We start from the raw sequence: 16,575 nt of genomic DNA on the forward strand, positions 1-16,575 counted from the left end.
GAGGTATCGCAGGGCTTGGAATAAGGGAATGGACTTGTTGTGGGTGCGGTGCCACCCACGACCGCGACGTCAACGCCGCAAAGAACATTCTCGCGCTCGGGCATGAGCGTCCAATTGTGGGAATCCCCGCCCTTTAGGGCGGGGAGGATGTCAAGGTTAGTGTCGTTCAGCACCGCTCAACTCCAGCAAGTTCTGGAAGTTCGGGTCTTGCAAATGGGCCGCATGAGGACGGATTGTTTCGGAAAAGACAGTGATCGCTTGATCAATACTGCTCTTCAGCGTCGCCATTGCAGTCGTGACATCGGCAGTGGCCTGAGGGCCGAAAATCAGCTCGATTGATGAAGCCGGGATGATGGGCATCGTTGTTGCTCGCAGTGTCTCTTGCTCAGCCTTCTGCTGGGCAAGCTTGCGGGCGGCTTCTTCCACCTCATGTTGAGCGCGCTGCTTGGCTTCCTCAATCTGACGCCTGACCAACTCTCGGGCGGCTTCTTCTGCCTGTTGCTGTGCCAAACGGCGTGCGGCTTCCTCTGCCATCCGCTGGGCATGTTGGCGAGCCGCCTCTTCGGCCTGGCGCTGGGCAGTCAGTCGTTCCTGCTCCGCCAGGCGCACTTCTACCGCTGCGGTACGGTGTACGAAGTCCATCAGAAAACGATTGGACTCCAGTATGAAGTGAGCGTTATGGACCTCTGCTGAGAAACCTATGCCTACAAAGCCTTGTTGCCTGAATTTGAGATAGTTCTCGATATTCTCTTTGTCATAAGGCATGTGGCTGAGGTAAAGCCTGGCGTCATTGATATCCTGCGGAAGTAGCCCGGCATAGCGGCTGGTGACCAGATGCTGCGCACTGCTTCGGTATCGGGCAACAATCTGGGATGCCGCAAGACCAGCGGTGTTGCCTACGTGCGCCGCCAGATCCTGCTGCAGAAAATCGGGGAGCTGATGAAGGTGCTGATTGAACTCGTTCATGGGGCCGTCCTGTTCGATTTAGTGTAGTGGGCGTTATGGGCTATCAATGGGCATCAGGTTTGCGAAAGCCCGGCTTTCCATTTTTTTCACGCCATTCCTTGACGGTCTTGAGCATGCCTTCGGGGCTGTCTTCCTGACCTTCTTCTGGATAGAAGATCACGTCGGACCCGGCGGGGTGTTCGGTGACCTCTTTAAAATGGCTGACCATTCTGTTGGTGCGAAGCTCGAATTCTTCATCGCTGATATCTGTGGGGTTTGAGCAGAGCAATTCAAGGAAATTTAGGAATTCCGCTTCGGTGTAATCTTCGAATTTAGTTTTGTTTTTCATTCTTGTCTCCCCTGTGAATCTGGATGTGCCTTTTGGGTGTTACGATAACAATATTATCAATGTCGTAAACGGCACCGCCTTTTGCAATTTCTATTACATGATGCATTTCAAATCGCATACGTCCCCCAACCTGATCCGCTTCTATTGTGAACGGTGATCTTCCTCGATCTAATTGCACAGTGTTTCGTCTTGCGAACTGTGTTCGGATTTCAACATCTCTAGAAATTGCCGCCCATACAGCCTCTCTAAACTTTCCGAAGCTCTTGAACTCCTGTCCCCTTATCTGATTTGCAATATGTGCTGGGATTGGTGAGCCGTGCTTACTGGCACTCTCGCCTAACCAGGTCCCTGTCACAGGCTTGCCATAACCCGTGGCAGTTCCTGGGAGATCTCGCGGACTCTTGAAAAGAACATACGTGTCAGGTAGCCCCGAACCTGGCGGGAAGACGAGGATGTAGTCATCTGGGTCGTCGTTGGCGAAGCCTGGCAGGTCTTCTAGCCAGCCTTCCTGTGGCGATACATCAGTGCCTGGGTCGGCTGGCAGTAATGGTTTCTGGCCTGGAAAGCTTGTGGAGCTGTCTGCAGGTTGTTCTATTGGAGTCCACACCAGTGCCGGTGTGGTGTCGCCGTCACGAATGAACTCGTAGGTCTTGTTCTGGGCGTTGTAGGTGAAATGTCGTACACGAACTTTAGTGCCGACAGCTACGCCATCTGTAGCGACCCACCTGGCGACAGGTTGCTGCCCGTCGTCGACCATGGCCAGACGATGCGGTACATCAATGCTGCCGTTGACGCTGGCGACATAGCCGAGGTCCACAGGATGCGGCAGATTGAGCTGCGAGACCGGCGTTGCGATGGTTGATGAAGGCCGTTGTGCATCTGCCAGGGACGGCGAGTAGAGTGCCAAAGCAACAGCAGGGTATCTTTTCAATACGTCGGCAGCGGTTTTGAGAAAGATATTTCTGGCAACCTGCCGGGCTTTTTCCAGAGTGTCAGACGGTGCGGGAAGGGTCGAGGGCGAGCCGGAGGCACCAACCGCAGACCAGAGACGGTCGGCGCTGAAGTCAGTCGGTGCCGGGTCTTTAGATGGTGGTGTAGCGGGCGTGTCGGGTTGTGTGAGCAGCGCATGGCGTTCGGAAAGCGCTACGGACTGCTGTTCGAGCAATACAATCGCATCGGCAAGCAGCTTTGATTCCTGCACGTTGTCGGTAGCCTGACTCCAGGCTTGGTGAGCTTGCTGCGCAAGGGCGGCATCCCCGTGGCTGCGTGACTCCAGATAATCTCTGTATCGTTGCGTGGTCGTGGCCGCCAAGGCTTCGGCCTGAGCCAGGGTTTCAAGGCTGCGCTTTTCCAGCTCGTTGCTTTTCTGGGCGAGCAGGTCGTTGATGCGGGCTTTTTCCTGCAGGATCAGGTCAGCCAGTTGTTGTCCGGTTGGATTGCCGGTCAGTGGCTCAATGTTCGATACGACCTCCCCATGCAGCATCGCTGCTTGAGCTGATGCTGCTTGGGTGTAACGCTTTGCGAGATCTGCCTGAAGCGAGTGTTGCGCTTGAGCAAGGGTGTTGATGGTGTGTCGATAGGCCTGCTCACGTTCTGCCCTGGTGCGGTTCTCTGCTTCGGTACGGGCATGCTCGGCGGCTTGTGCGCGTAGTTGCGCCTCATGTTGCGCTTGGCTTTCTGCTTGCGCTGTGGCTTGAGCCTCGGCTGCGGCTTTTGCCAAGGCAGCCTGCCTGGCGCGGGCGTGCAAGCGTCTACGCCGCTTGCGGCGGCGCGATGAGCCGGTATTGGTAAAACTCCTGTCAAAAAAACCGATGTTCTGTGGTTTGGATGCACTACCGTGAACGATATTTACCGTTCCGGTGGTTGTATCGTGCAATGTATTGGTCTGCCTCTTTATCCTTGTAGCCATACAGTTCTCCTTGGTTGTATGGCTACGTTGGTTATTTTCAGGTTGTTGAGGTGGTATATATCTATATTGTTGGTCGTTTTTCTTTTTTGTTTGGCTTAATTGTGTGGGTGGTAAATGGTTGTTTTATCTGTGTCTGGGTTATTGATTGCTCTTGCTTAAGTTGCCCTTTTCTGCACTTTAACGACGGTTCTACGACACGTGCCTCGACAATCAAAAGTTGCCCCTTACCTTCCAAAGGACGAATTGACCCTGCCGCCAGGACTCCTATTCAGCCGCTGAACAGGTTCAGGCCGTTGCTATGTTGGCGGCGGGCATGACGCCTTCGCCGACGCCACCAGGCTCTGGGGGCTATTCCTTTTCCCTCAGCGGCCGATATGCTCTGCACAAGCGTTGTTCAGGCCATAGGCCTGTCGGCGAGAGGCTGTCAGCCGGATGCCGGCGTCGCTTTCCTCCGCAGGAAAGTTGCCGGACAATCGCGGTGCACACGAATTGAAGGAGTGGATTGTGAAAGCGTGGATCTTGATGTTGCTGGCTCTGTCGCTGCCTGCCCTGGCGCAGGCTGAAGAGAAGAAGGAAGAAGATGCCGCGCCCAAGCCGGCTTATGTGAGCCTGGCGCCGCCCTTTGTGGGCAATTACGCGCTCGATGGCGGTCCGAAGCTGCGCGTTTACAAGGCCGATATTGCCGTGCGGGTCACCGGCGCCGATGCGCAGACTGCGGTCAAGCGCAATGACGCCTTGATCCGCAACCAGCTGGTGGCGCTGTTCTCGCAGCAGACGGTCGAGAGCATGAGTTCGGCCGAGGCCAAGGAGGCGCTGCGCCAGGAAGCCCTCAAGCAGGTCCAGCAGGTGCTGACCACCGAAGAGGGCAAGCCGATCGTGGAAGACCTGCTGTTCAACAACCTGATCGCCCAGTAATCAGCGCAAGGCCAGGACCGCCGCCCACTGCTCGGCGGTCACTGGCATCACCGACAGGCGGCTGCCTTTCTGTACCAGAGGCAGCTGTTCCAGCGCGCTTTGCTGTTTGAGAAAGTCCAGCCCCAACACGTTGGGGAAGATCGCTTCGAAGCTCACTTCGATAGCGCTCCACGGATTCTTGTCCGCATTGGCCTTGGCATCGAAGTAGTGGCTGTCCGGGTCCAGCGCCGTCGGGTCCGGGTAGGCCGTGCGGGTGATGGTGCCGATCCCGGCAATGCCCGGTTGCGGGCAACTGGAATGGTAGAAAAAGAATGAGTCGCCCTCGGCCATGGCGCGCAGGAAGTTGCGTGCCTGGTAGTTGCGTACCCCGTCCCAGCGCGCCGTGCCCAGGCGCTGCAGGTCGCTGATCGAGAACTCGTCGGGCTCGGACTTCATCAGCCAATAGGCCACGTTGCATACTCCTGTTACAAAGAAAAACAAGGTGATCACAAAACCGACAGCCGGTTGACGTCAGGATTTGCGTACTCGTTCACGTTATCGCAAAATGCCGCACCTTTTTTCGTCACCGCTGTTGCACGGCCGTTCTGTACCCGTTGCTGACAACGTATTGATTCGCTGCAGGAGGGCAATCAATGAAACGCAAGCCGGATCTTCTCTGGATTCTCGTCATCGTCTTCGGCTTGGGTATTGTCACCACCGGCTACGCGCAAAGTCTCTGGGCCAGCAAGCCTGATGCGCCTGTAGAAATTACCCAGCAGAAGCAGAAGGTGCCGGGTCGCAACAACTGACCCTTCCGCTCACGCCAGATACCAGCGCTTGTCCGACACCGTCCCCAGCAGCGGGATGTCCCAACTGGCCAGTGCCAGCCGCTCGACTTTCTGACATTCATGGGCCAGGCCCAGCAGCGTCGGCTTGCGCCAGGTCTGGCGGCGGCTGCGGTAGGCCAGGCTGCGGTCATAGAAGCCGCCGCCCATGCCCAGCCGTCCACCGTGTTCATCGAACCCCACCAGCGGCATCAGGATCAGGTCAAGCGCCCAGATCCGGCGTTGTTTCGCGCGATTGATGCGCGGCTCGGGAATGCGGAAACGGTTGGGCTTGAACGCCTCGCCGCGACGCACGCGCTGGAAGACCATTTTGGTTCGCGGCCAGGCATCGAGTACCGGCAGGTAAGTGGCCTTGCCACGGCGCTGGGCGGCCTGCAGCAGGTAGCGGGGGTCGATTTCTCCGTCATTGGCCAGATACAGCGAGATGTGTCGGGCACGGCGAAATAGCGGATGCTGGGCCAGTTGTCGATACAGATTGCGGGCCGCTTCGCGTTGCTGGCTGCGGCTCAGGGCGCGGCGCGCTTTGCGCAACTGGCGGCGTAACTGCGGGCGGGTCAGCGCTGTGGCGCTGGTCATGAACGGGACGTCATGCAGGCAGATCCCCAGGCACGAGGAAGGCAAACCATCGCTTTGGCAGCCATGGCAGAAAATGGGACTCCCCAACGAGCCGCTGTCGGTGTAGCCCTTGAACCCGAAAGTTCAAGGTGGAGATTACAGGGGGTTTTAAGGCTTTCCGTCGAGCGGACATGCACACCAACCCCACGTGCAACCCCCGTGGTTGTGCGTATCGGCTCAGGGACATGACCGACTGGCAAACACTTCAGGGAGCGGCGCAAGTATACAGAAACGTTACGAAATATTCAGCTCCGTGACGAATCGGCTGTGGCCGGTGCGTCGTTGGCGAGGGCCAGGTCAACGCGTTCGAGCAGGTCACGGACCTGTTCACGGGTCGAGCCATTGACCTGCAGGTCGGGCAGATTCTGCTTGTGCAGCAGGTCATGGGTGATATTGAGGGCCGCCATCACTGCGATGCGGTCAGCGCCGATCACCTTGCCGCTGCTGCGGATTTCGCGCATCTTGCCGTCCAGGTAGCGGGCGGCGCCGATCAGGTTGGTGCGCTCTTCCTGAGGGCAGATGATCGAATATTCCTTATCGAGGATTTGGACAGTGACGCTGTTGCCGTTGCTCATGAGTCTTGCTCCAGGGCCTTGAGGCGCGAAATCAGTGACTCGACCTTCTGCCGGGCGATTTCGTTCTTTTCGATGAGGTGGGCGCGTTCCTCGCGCCAGGTCTTCTCCTGAGCTAATAGGAACGCATTTTGGCCTTTTAGTTGCTCGACACGTTCGAGCAACAGCTCCAGCCGGTTCATCAGTGCTTGCAGGTCGGCGTCTGTCATGGGTCCCTACTGATTACTTTCTGATGAGCGGCGCGGCTCAGGGTCGGGAGCGCCGGGTCGACAAACCTGTACTCGGGTACTTTGGGGTGCCTCTAAAAATGTAGGCGAGGCAGTCAACGCAGGGCAAAAACAGGCGAGGCAGCCGAGTTTACGGGTTGTAAATGAGCATGCCGAGCCTGTTTTTAACGCCGCGATGACAACGCAGGCAGTTTTTAGAGGTGGCCCCTTGGGGCTTTCAGCTTGTGCTCAAACGCTAACAGCCCCTACGATACAAGGCCTTCATTCTAGACATTGCGCCGTTTGGCGACCAGCTACCCATGCCCACGACAAATTCTCCGTACAAAGCTTTCGCCACCTTGTTGAGCAGCGCCGGTCATCCGGTTTCTCCTGCCGAGCTGCATGGCCTGTTATTGGGCCGCAGTTGCGCCGGCGCCGGTTTTGATAGCGAAGGCTGGTTTGCCGATGCTTCGATACTGCTGGAGACCGAGCCGCAAGACAACGTGCGCCAGGCGCTGATTGGCCTGCAGGAAATGGTCAAGGGCGAACTGAGCGGCGAAGACATGACCGTTGTGCTGTTGCTGCCGGGCGACGATGAACCGCTGGCCGAACGTGCCGGCGCTCTCGGTCAGTGGTGCCAGGGTTTTCTGTCGGGCTTTGGCCTGGCGGCTGGCGAGCGGGTTCTGAGTATCGAGGCCACTGAAGTGCTGCAGGACCTGGCGGCCATCGCTCAGGTCCAGGACGCGCTGGAAGAGTCCGAAGACGGCGAAAGCGACTACATGGAAGTCATGGAGTATCTGCGCGTGGCGCCGCTGCTGCTGTTCTCCGAGTGCGCCAAAACAGACGCTGCCCAGCCGCAGCCCAAGCCGTCCCTGCACTGATTCCCACTCTGCGCTGCCGCCGCCGCCAATGTTGCGGCCGGCACGCCTCACCGGGAGATGCCCCTTGCCGATGATCCACATCCCGAAATCCGAATATGCCCGGCGCCGCAAGGCTCTGATGGAGCAGATGGAGCCCAACAGCATCGCCATCCTGCCCGCCGCAGCCGTGGTGATCCGCAATCGCGATGTTGAGCATGTGTATCGCCAGGACAGCGACTTTCAGTACCTGAGCGGCTTTCCTGAGCCCGAAGCGGTGGTAGTGCTGATACCCGGCCGTGAGTACGGTGAGTACGTGCTGTTCTGCCGCGAGCGCAACCCCGAACGGGAGCTGTGGGACGGGCTGCGCGCCGGCCAGGAAGGGGCGATTCGTGATTACGGCGCGGATGACGCTTTTCCGATCAATGACATCGACGACATCCTGCCGGGGCTGATCGAAGGCCGCGATCGGGTGTACTCGGCGATGGGCAGCAATGCCGAGTTCGACCGTCACCTGATGGAGTGGATCAACAGCATCCGTTCCAAGGCGCATCTCGGCGCCCAGCCGCCCAACGAATTCGTTGCCCTGGATCACCTGCTGCATGACATGCGCCTGTATAAATCGGCAGCCGAGGTCAAAGTCATGCGCTACGCGGCGCAGGTCTCGGCCCGTGCCCATGTCCGAGCGATGCAGGCTGCGCAGGCCGGGTTGTACGAGTTCAGTCTGGAAGCGGAGCTTGAGTACGAGTTTCGCAAGGGCGGTGCGCGGATGCCGGCTTATGGTTCGATTGTCGCGTCTGGACGCAACGCCTGCATCCTGCACTACCAGGAAAACAGCGCGCCGCTGAAAAACGGCGATCTGGTGCTGATCGATGCCGGTTGCGAGATCGACTGCTATGCCAGTGACATCACCCGGACCTTTCCGGTCAGCGGTGTGTTCAGCGCAGAGCAGAAAGCGATTTATGAACTGGTGCTCAAGGCCCAGCAGGCGGCTTTCGAGGCCATTGGTCCGGGCAAACACTGGAACCAGGCCCATGAGGCTACGGTGCAGGTCATCACCGCCGGGCTGGTGGAGCTGGGCTTGCTGCAGGGCGATGTCGGGCAACTGATCGAGGATGGCGCCTACAAGGCGTTCTACATGCACCGCGCCGGTCACTGGCTGGGCATGGATGTGCATGATGTCGGCGACTACAAGGTCGGCGGCGAATGGCGGGTACTCGAAGTGGGCATGGCACTGACCGTTGAACCGGGAATCTATATCGCAGCGGACAACAAGAACGTGGCGAAGAAATGGCGAGGGATCGGCGTGCGAATCGAAGACGATGTGGTGGTGACCCGGCAGGGCTGTGAAATCCTTACCGGTGATGTGCCCAGAACCGTGGCCGAGATCGAGGCACTGATGGCCGCTGCCAAAGCGGTGGCGGCATGAGCCGGTTCAATCTGGCCATCGTCGGCGGCGGGCTGGTCGGTGCGAGCCTGGCCCTGGCCCTGCAGGCCGGCGCCCGCGAGCGCGGCTGGAAGATCGTCCTGATCGAGCCGTTCGCGCCGGGTGACACCTTTCAGCCAAGCTATGACGCACGCTCGTCAGCCTTATCGTTTGGCGCCCGGCGCATCTATGAACGGCTGGGTGTGTGGCAAGAGATTGCCCGACGTGCCGAGCCGATCCTGCAGATCCAGGTCTCCGACCGTGGGCGTTTCGGCGCTACGCGGTTGTCGGCCCTTGAAGAAGGTGTTCCGGCACTCGGTTACGTGGCCGAAAACGCCTGGCTGGGCCAGTGCCTGTGGCAGGCGCTGGACCGTGACGTGGTCAGTTGGCGCGTACCTGCTGAAGTGCAGAAGATGCAGGCGATCGACCAGGGCTTTCGGTTGGCCCTGAGTGACGAATCCGAACTCGAATGCGACCTGGCCGTGCTGGCCGATGGCGGGCGTTCCAGCCTGCGCGAGCAACTGGGCATCAGTGTCCGTCAGCGACCGTACGGGCAGACCGCGCTGATCGCCAACATCACCCCCGGCGAAGCACATTGCGGGCAGGCGTTCGAGCGGTTCACCGAGCAAGGCCCCATGGCCTTGCTGCCGCTGCCGGAAAACCGCTGTGCGCTGGTCTGGACCCGCACCGGTGACGATGCCCGGCGCCTGGCCGCGCTCGACGATCGCAGCTTTCTGGCCGAGTTGCAGCAAGCCTTCGGCTATCGCCTGGGCAAGCTGTGTCAGGTCGGCGCGCGGCATGTGTACCCGCTGACACTGGTCGAAGCCGACGAGCAGGTTCGTTCGCATCTGGTGGTGCTGGGCAACGCCGCGCACAGCCTGCATCCGATTGCCGGGCAAGGTTTCAACCTGTCATTGCGCGATGCCGACGCCCTGGCCCAGACCCTGCTGCAAAGCGCTCAGGCGCCCGGTGACCTGGCGACGCTGCAACGCTACCGCGAGCACCAGCAACTGGATCAGCAACTGACCGTCGGTTTCTCCGACAAGGTCACCCGGCTGTTTGGCAGCACCCGTGCGGTGGTCACTACCGGGCGCAATCTGGGCCTGTTGGGCCTGGATCTGCTGCCGCCGGCCAAGCGCTGGTTTGCCCGCCAGGCCATGGGCCTGGGAACCCGCTCCGATGCGTAACCTTTACCCCAAGATTCAAGCGAGAGTGATCTGAACCATGGAAACCCGCGCGGATGTGCTGATCGTCGGAGCCGGTATGGTCGGCAGTGCCCTTGCCCTGGCGCTGCAAGGCAGCGGCCTGGACGTGCTGGTGGTCGATGGTGGCTCGCTGAGTGTCAAACCCTTTGACCCGCAAGCCTCGTTTGAACCGCGGGTCAGCGCGCTGTCAGCGGCCAGTCAGCGGATTCTGCAACGCCTGGGCGCCTGGGACGGTATCGTTGCCCGGCGCCTGAGCCCCTATGGGCAGATGCACGTCTGGGACGGCAGCGGCACCGGGCAGATTCACTTCAGTGCCTCCAGTGTGCACGCTGACGTGCTGGGCCATATCGTCGAAAACCGGGTGGTGCAGGACGCCTTGCTGGAGCGGCTGCACGACAGCGACATCGGCCTGTTGGGCGAAGCCCGTCTGGAGCAGCTGCGTCACTCTGGCGACGACTGGCTGCTGACCCTGGCTGATGGCCGCCAGTTGCGCGCGCCGCTGGTCGTGGGCGCTGACGGGGCGCATTCGGCCATCCGCCGCCTGAGCGGTACGCCGACCCGTGAGTGGGATTACCTGCACCACGCCATTGTCACCAGCGTGCGCACTGCCGAGTCTCATCACCGTACGGCCTGGCAGCGCTTTACCGATGACGGCCCGCTGGCATTCCTGCCGTTGCAGCGTGAGGGCGAACACTGGTGTTCGATTGTCTGGTCGGTGACCCCGCTGGAGGCCGAGCGCCTGATGGCGCTGGACAGCGCGACCTTCTGTGCCGAGCTGGAGCGGGCCTTTGAAGGTCGTCTGGGCAGTGTGCTGGGCACCGACCCGCGGCTGTGTGTGCCGCTGCGTCAGCGTCATGCCAAGCGTTATGTGTCCCGTGGCCTGGCGTTGATCGGCGATGCCGCGCATACCATTCATCCGTTGGCCGGGCAGGGCGTGAACCTGGGGTTGCTGGATGCAGCGGTGCTGGCCGAGGTGCTGTTGCATGCCGTCGAGCGTGGCGAGAACCTCGCTGATGAGCGTGTGCTGGCCCGCTACGAGCGGCGCCGCATGCCCCACAATCTGAGCCTGATGGCAGCGATGGAAGGCTTCCAGCGGTTGTTCCAGGCTGACCCTTTGCCGCTGCGCTGGCTGCGCAATACCGGCTTGAAGGTGGTCAACGATTTGCCTGAGGTCAAGGCGTTGTTCGTCCGTGAGGCTTTAGGGCTGTCAGGCGAAATGCCGGAACTGGCGAAAATCTGAGTCAGCCTATTACCCACTTCTGTAACATTCTGTTACTCCTCAGGAGGGTGTTCGATTGAGGTGCTTAATGGGATTCACTACCATTTCGCCCTTGTATTCGAAACCAGAGGCTTTTTTCATGCAGGCAAGCAAGCGTTTTATGGCTGCCCTGACACTGACCCTGCTCGGCGGTGCCGCCCAGGCGGCCGACGAGGTGGTGGTGTATTCATCGCGGATCGATGAGTTGATCAAGCCTGTTTTCGACGCCTACACCGCCAAGACCGGCGTCAAGGTCAAGTTCATCACCGACAAGGAAGCGCCGTTGATGCAGCGCATCAAGGCCGAAGGCGAGAACGGCGTGGCCGACCTGTTGCTGACCGTTGATGCCGGCAACCTCTGGCAAGCCGAGCAGATGGGCATTCTGCAACCCTTCAGCACACCGGTGATCGACGCCAATATTCCTGCGCAGTATCGCTCCTCGGCCCATGCCTGGACCGGCTTGAGCCTGCGCGCGCGAACCATTGCCTACTCCACTGACCGGGTCAAGCCCGAAGAGCTGAGCACCTACGAAGCACTGGCCGACAAGAACTGGGAAGGCCGCCTGTGCCTGCGCACCGGCAAGAAGGTCTATAACCAGTCGCTGACGGCCACGCTGATCGAGACCCACGGTGCCGAAGCGGCCGAGAAAGTGCTCAAGGGCTGGGTCAACAACCTGTCCACTGACGTGTTCTCTGACGATATCGCGGTGCTGGAGGCGATCAATGCCGGGCAATGCGATGCCGGTATCGTCAACACCTACTACTACGGTCGTCTGCACGCGCAGAACCCGCAACTGGCGGTCAAGCTGTTCTGGCCCAACCAGGCCGACCGTGGCGTGCACGTCAACCTGTCAGGCATCGGCCTGACCAAACACGCGCCGCATCCAGAGGCCGCCAAAGCGTTGGTCGAATGGATGACCGGCCCCGAAGCCCAGGCGATCTTCGCCGGGGTCAACCAGGAGTTCCCGGCCAACCCGAACGTGCCGCCAAGCGCAGAAGTCGCCAGTTGGGGTTCGTTCAAGGCCGACACCATCCCGGTGGAAGTGGCTGGCAAGCGCCAGGCCGAAGCCATTCGCATGATGGATCGTGTGGGCTGGAATTGATTTAATACCTGCCCTGTTCACGGCTGAAGCCGCTCCTGCAACCTAGGAGCGGCTTTAGCCGCGAATGAGCCTCCTTCCCGCTTCGAGACTCCCCCTTGGCCCATCCTGCCCAACGCCGCTGGTATCCCCTGGTTTTTGTCATCGCCGCGCTGGTGCTGTTACCCCTCAGCGTATTGCTGCTGTCCTGGGAGAGCATCGACCGGGAGATCTGGTCGCACTTGCTTGAGACCCAGATGAGCCGCCTGCTGGGCAACACCCTGACTCTGGTGTTGGGGGTCGGCGTCGGCGTGACTTTGCTGGGTGTCAGCCTGGCCTGGCTGACCAGCCTCTGTGAGTTTCCGGGGCGGCGCTGGCTCGACTGGGCCTTGATGCTGCCCTTTGCGATTCCGGCTTACGTGCTGGCCTTCGTGTTTGTCGGCCTGCTGGATTTTGCCGGGCCTTTGCAGACCTTGCTGCGCGAATGGTTCGGCAGTGGTGTGCGCCTGCCCAGGGTGCGTTCCACCGGCGGTGTGATCCTGGTGCTGGTGCTGGTGTTCTACCCCTACGTTTACTTGCTGGCGCGCACGGCGTTTCTGGCTCAGGGCAAAGGCCTGATGGAGGCGGCGCGGGTGTTGGGCCTGTCGCCGTTACAGGCGTTCTGGCGCGTGGGTTTGCCGATGGCGCGGCCGGCGATTGGTGCCGGTATTGCCTTGGCGCTGATGGAAACCCTGGCTGACTTTGGTGCGGTGTCGGTATTCAACTTCGACACCTTCACCACCGCCATCTACAAGACCTGGTACGGCTTCTTCAGCCTTTCCAGTGCCGCTCAACTGGCCAGCCTGTTATTGCTGGCGGTGATGGTCGTGCTGTACGGCGAACGGCGCCTGCGCGGCGCCAATCGCGCCGCCAACGAGCGTCCACGGGGCAAAGCCTTGTATCACCTGCGTGGTGGCAAGGCGTTGGCCGCGACCAGCTGGTGCCTGCTGGTGTTCATCTGCGCGTTCGCCGTACCGATGCTGCAACTGGTGGTGTGGGTCTGGCAGCGTGGCCGTTTCGATCTGGATGAGCGCTACACCGGCCTGGTGCTGCATACCCTGTACCTGGGCAGCATGGCGGCGTTGATTACCGTCAGTGCTGCGTTGATCCTGGCCTTTGCCCGGCGTCAGGCACCGACCCCGCCGATCAATGCCGGGGTGGGGTTGGCCAACCTCGGTTATGCCTTGCCAGGTTCGGTACTGGCGGTGTCGATCATGCTGGCCTTCAGCTATCTGGACAAAGCCCTGGTCATTCCGCTGTCCGGCTGGTTGGGCGGAGCCGGTAAGCCACTGTTGCTGGGCAGCCTGTCGGCCCTGTTACTGGCTTATCTGGTGCGCTTCATTGCCGTGGCTTACGGACCGCTGGAAAACAGCCTGGCGCGGATCCGTCCGTCGTTGCCTGAAGCGGCGCGCAGCCTGGGCGCCAGTGGGCCACGGCTGTTTTTCAAGGTGTATCTGCCATTGCTGGTGCCGGGGGCCTTGAGTGCGGCGCTGCTGGTGTTCGTCGATGTGCTCAAGGAAATGCCGGCCACTTTGCTGATGCGCCCATTCGGCTGGGACACCCTGGCGGTGCGCATCTTCGAAATGACCAGCGAAGGCGAATGGGCTCGTGCTGCATTGCCCGCACTGACGCTGGTGCTGGTCGGTCTGTTGCCGGTGATTGGCCTGATTCGGCGCTCGGCACGGCAGATCGGCTAGGCTTTAGCTGGTGGCCAGATGAAATGACACTCGATGTTTCCGGTACTGCACATCGGGTGCGGGCCACCGCTCATACGGCTACAATGCGCCGCAATCGATGCAGGCCGGGTTGGCGTCACGGGTTTTCATTTGCGGTAAACCCCGAGTCATTGGGGGACCCGTCGGCCCAAGCCTGGCCTGTATCTTCGCCACGCCCGGAAGGAGACACCCATGGGACAGCGTACCCCCCTGTTTGACCTGCACCTCGCACTTGGCGCGAAGATGGTCGATTTTGGTGGTTGGGACATGCCATTGCATTACGGATCACAGGTCGAGGAGCACCATCAGGTGCGCCGCGAATGCGGCGTTTTCGACGTTTCGCACATGCGCGTGATCGATGTCATCGGCAGTCAGGCCAAGGCCTGGCTGCGTTATCTGCTGGCCAACGATGTTGGTCGTTTACAAGAGCCGGGGCGCGCGCTGTACAGTGCGATGCTCGATGACAACGGCGGAATCATCGACGACATGGTCGTCTACCTCACTCCGCGCGGTTACCGGCTGGTGGTCAACGCTGCCACCGGCGCCAAAGACCTGGCCTGGATGCGTTCGCGGCTAACCGGTTTCGATGTCGAGCTGGTAGAGCGCCCGGAGCTGTCGATGCTCGCCATTCAGGGGCCGCAGGCCCGCAAGCGCATCGCTGAACTGGTGTCCAGCGCACGCGCCGAACTGATCCGCAGCCTCAAGCCGTTCGAAGGCCATGATGAGCACGACTGGTTCATCGCCCGCACCGGTTACACCGGTGAGGATGGCCTGGAGATCATCTTGCCCGCCGAGCAGGCGCCGGCCTTTTTCAACGATCTGGTCGGCGCGGGCATTTCTCCCATCGGCCTGGGCGCGCGCGACACCCTGCGGCTGGAAGCCGGCATGAACCTGTATGGCCAGGATATCGACGAGAGTGTGTCGCCTTTGGTGGCGAACATGGCGTGGAGCGTTGCCTGGCAGCCCGCTGATCGTGATTTCATTGGCCGCAGCGCCTTGGAGGCCGAGCGCGCCCGTGGCGTCAACTCCAGGCTGGTGGGGCTGGTGCTGGAAGAGCGCGGCGTGCTGCGTGCCCATCAGGTCGTGCGCGTAGCCGAAATCGGCGATGGCGAGATCACCAGTGGCAGTTTTTCTCCTACGCTAAGCAAGTCCATCGCTCTGGCGCGGGTGCCCATCGGCACGGCCGACCGGGCCGAAGTGGAAATCCGTGGCAAGTGGTATCCGGTGCGCGTAGTGCAGCCAAACTTCGTGCGTCATGGCAAAGTGTTGATCTAATTTTATGCGGACTACCGCCGACCTGATGATTTTGAGGATAAGCAAATGAGCAATTTTCCCGCCGATCTGCGTTACGCCGAAAGCCATGAGTGGGCCCGTCTGGAAGCTGACGGCACGGTAACCGTGGGCATCTCCGATCACGCGCAGCAGGCTCTGGGCGACGTGGTATTCGTCGAACTGGCGGAAGTGGGCAAAGTATTCGCCGCCGGTGATGCCGCAGGCGTGGTGGAGTCGGTCAAGGCCGCATCGGACATCTACGCGCCGGTGGCTGGCGAAGTGATTGCAGTCAACGAAGAACTGGCCGACAGCCCCGAGTCGCTCAACGAAGAGCCTTACCAGGCATGGATCTTCAAACTCAAGCCATCGAACGCTGAGGCCGACCTGGCCAAGTTGCTTGATGCTGATGCCTACAAGGCACTGACGGGCGAATAAGCCTGCTCGCTGGAACAAAGATGCCGCTCTTGTGAGCGGCATTTTTTATTGCGGCCTGGTCGTGGTTATTCCTGGGCCACGGCATGACGCGCAAGGATGGCGTTGGCCAGTTCCATGTCGTTGGCCTGCAGGCCTGGATTATCCTGGCGAACCTGGGCAATGGCCGCCTCCAGGTAGGGGCCACGGATACCGCCTTCGCTGGCGACGAAGCTGCCGGCATCGTCCTGGGCAGCGGCAACCAGCTTATGGTCTTTGAACGTCAGATAAGTGGAGCCGGTGGTGGCCCCGGAAGAAATGACATCCCGCCAGAAACCGGCATCGGCCATGGCCGAACCGACGGGCAGGGAGAGCAGAGCACAAGTGGCGACAGCAAGCTTCAGACGCATGGTGAGGTACTCCAGTGAAAATGGAATTTCGAGTAACTTGGAGATCCGAAACACTCGTCAAGTTCCATAAGCCTGCTTTCGCCCCTGCGCCAGGCCAGCGGTGTTTGCAGTCAAACGGCTACCTAGGCCAGCTCAACGCGCAGCACCGCGCCGTCCTGGCTCACCACTTTGACCCGGCTGCCGGCCGGAGCATCCGGGCCTACCACGATCCATACGCTGTCACCGACCTTGATCTTGCCACGCCCGTCGACAATCGCCTGTTGCACGATAAAGGCATGACCGATCAACTCCTGACCTCGCATGTTCAGCCCTGGCTGATCTGACGGGCGGACTGCACTGCGCTGCCGGTACCACCAGTACACCGCTGTCAGCACCGCAAATACAGCGAACAACAGCAACTGCAAGCTCCAGCCCAGCTCTGGCATGATGAACGTCAGGATGCCGACCGCCGCCGCGGCGATGCCGATCCACAGCAGATAGCCACCTGCACCGAACATTTCCAGGATTAGCAGCGCCGTGCCCAGCGCCAGCCAGTCCCAGTACGACAGCTCATACAGCCAGTTCATGAC

20 protein-coding genes and 1 other RNA gene are annotated in these 16,575 nt (G+C 60.5%); 11 read left to right on the plus strand and 10 right to left on the minus strand.

The genetic code is table 11. From position 1 onward, the window contains the following. Positions 1-20 precede the first annotated feature (20 nt). Positions 21-137, plus strand: coding sequence for a zinc ribbon domain-containing protein (locus NJC38_RS24465; RefSeq protein ID WP_253117521.1), 117 nt, complete (start codon positions 21-23; stop codon positions 135-137). 19 nt (positions 138-156) lie between these two features. On the opposite strand, the gene NJC38_RS24470 is transcribed toward NJC38_RS24465, so the two are convergent. Genes NJC38_RS24470 through NJC38_RS24480 form a run of 3 tightly spaced genes read right to left on the minus strand, consistent with a single transcriptional unit; the run spans position 157 to position 3,203 of the window. After that, positions 157-966, minus strand: a complete 810-nt coding sequence (locus tag NJC38_RS24470; protein WP_253117437.1) for a hypothetical protein — start codon at positions 964-966, stop codon at positions 157-159. A gap of 43 nt (positions 967-1,009) precedes the next feature. Further along, positions 1,010-1,294, minus strand: a complete 285-nt coding sequence (locus tag NJC38_RS24475) for a bacteriocin immunity protein (RefSeq protein WP_253117438.1) — start codon at positions 1,292-1,294, stop codon at positions 1,010-1,012. Beyond that, positions 1,278-3,203 (minus strand): S-type pyocin domain-containing protein, encoded by a 1,926-nt coding sequence (locus NJC38_RS24480; protein ID WP_253117439.1) that lies wholly within the window; start codon positions 3,201-3,203, stop codon positions 1,278-1,280. Before NJC38_RS24480 ends, NJC38_RS24475 begins: the two co-directional genes overlap by 17 nt. A gap of 504 nt (positions 3,204-3,707) precedes the next feature. On the opposite strand from NJC38_RS24480, the gene NJC38_RS24485 reads away from it, so the two are divergent. Next, complete coding sequence (locus NJC38_RS24485; RefSeq protein WP_045484780.1) at positions 3,708-4,118, plus strand: flagellar basal body-associated protein FliL; 411 nt, start codon at positions 3,708-3,710, stop codon at positions 4,116-4,118. Here the strand turns inward: NJC38_RS24485 and NJC38_RS24490 are convergent, their stop codons facing one another. Then, positions 4,119-4,568, minus strand: coding sequence for an EVE domain-containing protein (locus NJC38_RS24490; protein ID WP_253117440.1), 450 nt, complete (start codon positions 4,566-4,568; stop codon positions 4,119-4,121). 182 nt (positions 4,569-4,750) lie between these two features. On the opposite strand from NJC38_RS24490, the gene NJC38_RS24495 reads away from it, so the two are divergent. Continuing rightward, complete coding sequence (locus NJC38_RS24495) at positions 4,751-4,906, plus strand: hypothetical protein (RefSeq protein WP_144403210.1); 156 nt, start codon at positions 4,751-4,753, stop codon at positions 4,904-4,906. Between the two features lie 9 nt (positions 4,907-4,915). Here the strand turns inward: NJC38_RS24495 and NJC38_RS24500 are convergent, their stop codons facing one another. The 4 genes from NJC38_RS24500 to NJC38_RS24515 all read right to left on the minus strand — a co-directional run bounded on the left by NJC38_RS24500 (position 4,916) and on the right by NJC38_RS24515 (position 6,338). After that, positions 4,916-5,518, minus strand: a complete 603-nt coding sequence (locus NJC38_RS24500) for a 5-formyltetrahydrofolate cyclo-ligase (RefSeq protein WP_045484774.1) — start codon at positions 5,516-5,518, stop codon at positions 4,916-4,918. Between the two features lie 76 nt (positions 5,519-5,594). Beyond that, a non-coding RNA gene (gene ssrS, locus NJC38_RS24505) (6S RNA) lies at positions 5,595-5,772 on the minus strand. A 30-nt stretch (positions 5,773-5,802) separates the two neighbouring features. Then, positions 5,803-6,132, minus strand: a complete 330-nt coding sequence (locus NJC38_RS24510) for a cell division protein ZapA (protein ID WP_045484771.1) — start codon at positions 6,130-6,132, stop codon at positions 5,803-5,805. Further along, positions 6,129-6,338, minus strand: coding sequence for a TIGR02449 family protein (locus NJC38_RS24515; protein WP_045484768.1), 210 nt, complete (start codon positions 6,336-6,338; stop codon positions 6,129-6,131). The genes NJC38_RS24510 and NJC38_RS24515 overlap by 4 nt, the downstream gene beginning before the upstream one ends. 317 nt (positions 6,339-6,655) lie before the next feature. Here NJC38_RS24515 and NJC38_RS24520 point away from each other — a divergent pair, with 317 nt between their 5' ends. The 8 genes from NJC38_RS24520 (at position 6,656) to gcvH (ending at position 15,620) form a co-directional block, all read left to right on the plus strand. Then, the gene (locus NJC38_RS24520) at positions 6,656-7,216 is read left to right on the plus strand and encodes a YecA family protein (protein ID WP_253117441.1); all 561 of its coding nucleotides are present in this window, start codon (positions 6,656-6,658) and stop codon (positions 7,214-7,216) included. 70 nt (positions 7,217-7,286) lie between these two features. Beyond that, a complete protein-coding gene (gene pepP, locus NJC38_RS24525) occupies positions 7,287-8,621 on the plus strand; it encodes a Xaa-Pro aminopeptidase (RefSeq protein ID WP_253117522.1) in 1,335 nt (444 codons plus the stop codon). Next, complete coding sequence (gene ubiH, locus NJC38_RS24530; RefSeq protein WP_253117443.1) at positions 8,618-9,805, plus strand: 2-octaprenyl-6-methoxyphenyl hydroxylase; 1,188 nt, start codon at positions 8,618-8,620, stop codon at positions 9,803-9,805. Before pepP ends, ubiH begins: the two co-directional genes overlap by 4 nt. Positions 9,806-9,842: 37 nt before the next feature. Next, a complete protein-coding gene (locus NJC38_RS24535) occupies positions 9,843-11,063 on the plus strand; it encodes a 2-octaprenyl-3-methyl-6-methoxy-1,4-benzoquinol hydroxylase (RefSeq protein WP_045484757.1) in 1,221 nt (406 codons plus the stop codon). A 118-nt stretch (positions 11,064-11,181) separates the two neighbouring features. Continuing rightward, complete coding sequence (locus NJC38_RS24540) at positions 11,182-12,183, plus strand: extracellular solute-binding protein (protein WP_253117446.1); 1,002 nt, start codon at positions 11,182-11,184, stop codon at positions 12,181-12,183. 95 nt (positions 12,184-12,278) lie between these two features. Beyond that, on the plus strand, positions 12,279-13,895 hold the full coding sequence (locus NJC38_RS24545) for an iron ABC transporter permease (protein WP_253117448.1): 1,617 nt from the start codon (positions 12,279-12,281) through the stop codon (positions 13,893-13,895). 210 nt (positions 13,896-14,105) lie between these two features. Next, the gene (gene gcvT / locus NJC38_RS24550; protein ID WP_045484751.1) at positions 14,106-15,188 is read left to right on the plus strand and encodes a glycine cleavage system aminomethyltransferase GcvT; all 1,083 of its coding nucleotides are present in this window, start codon (positions 14,106-14,108) and stop codon (positions 15,186-15,188) included. 45 nt (positions 15,189-15,233) lie between these two features. Continuing rightward, entirely contained in the window at positions 15,234-15,620 is a 387-nt protein-coding gene (gcvH, locus tag NJC38_RS24555) for a glycine cleavage system protein GcvH (protein WP_045484748.1), read from the plus strand. Positions 15,621-15,685: 65 nt separating this feature from the next. Here gcvH and NJC38_RS24560 read toward each other — a convergent pair whose 3' ends face one another. Both NJC38_RS24560 and NJC38_RS24565 read right to left on the minus strand, forming a co-directional pair. Further along, the gene (locus tag NJC38_RS24560) at positions 15,686-16,006 is read right to left on the minus strand and encodes a DUF2388 domain-containing protein (RefSeq protein ID WP_253117450.1); all 321 of its coding nucleotides are present in this window, start codon (positions 16,004-16,006) and stop codon (positions 15,686-15,688) included. A 122-nt stretch (positions 16,007-16,128) separates the two neighbouring features. Further along, positions 16,129-16,572, minus strand: coding sequence for an NfeD family protein (locus NJC38_RS24565; RefSeq protein WP_253117452.1), 444 nt, complete (start codon positions 16,570-16,572; stop codon positions 16,129-16,131). Positions 16,573-16,575: the final 3 nt, after the last annotated feature.

Origin of the sequence: Pseudomonas sp. 21LCFQ010, assembly GCF_024129905.1 — a bacterium.
Lineage (GTDB): Bacteria > Pseudomonadota > Gammaproteobacteria > Pseudomonadales > Pseudomonadaceae > Aquipseudomonas.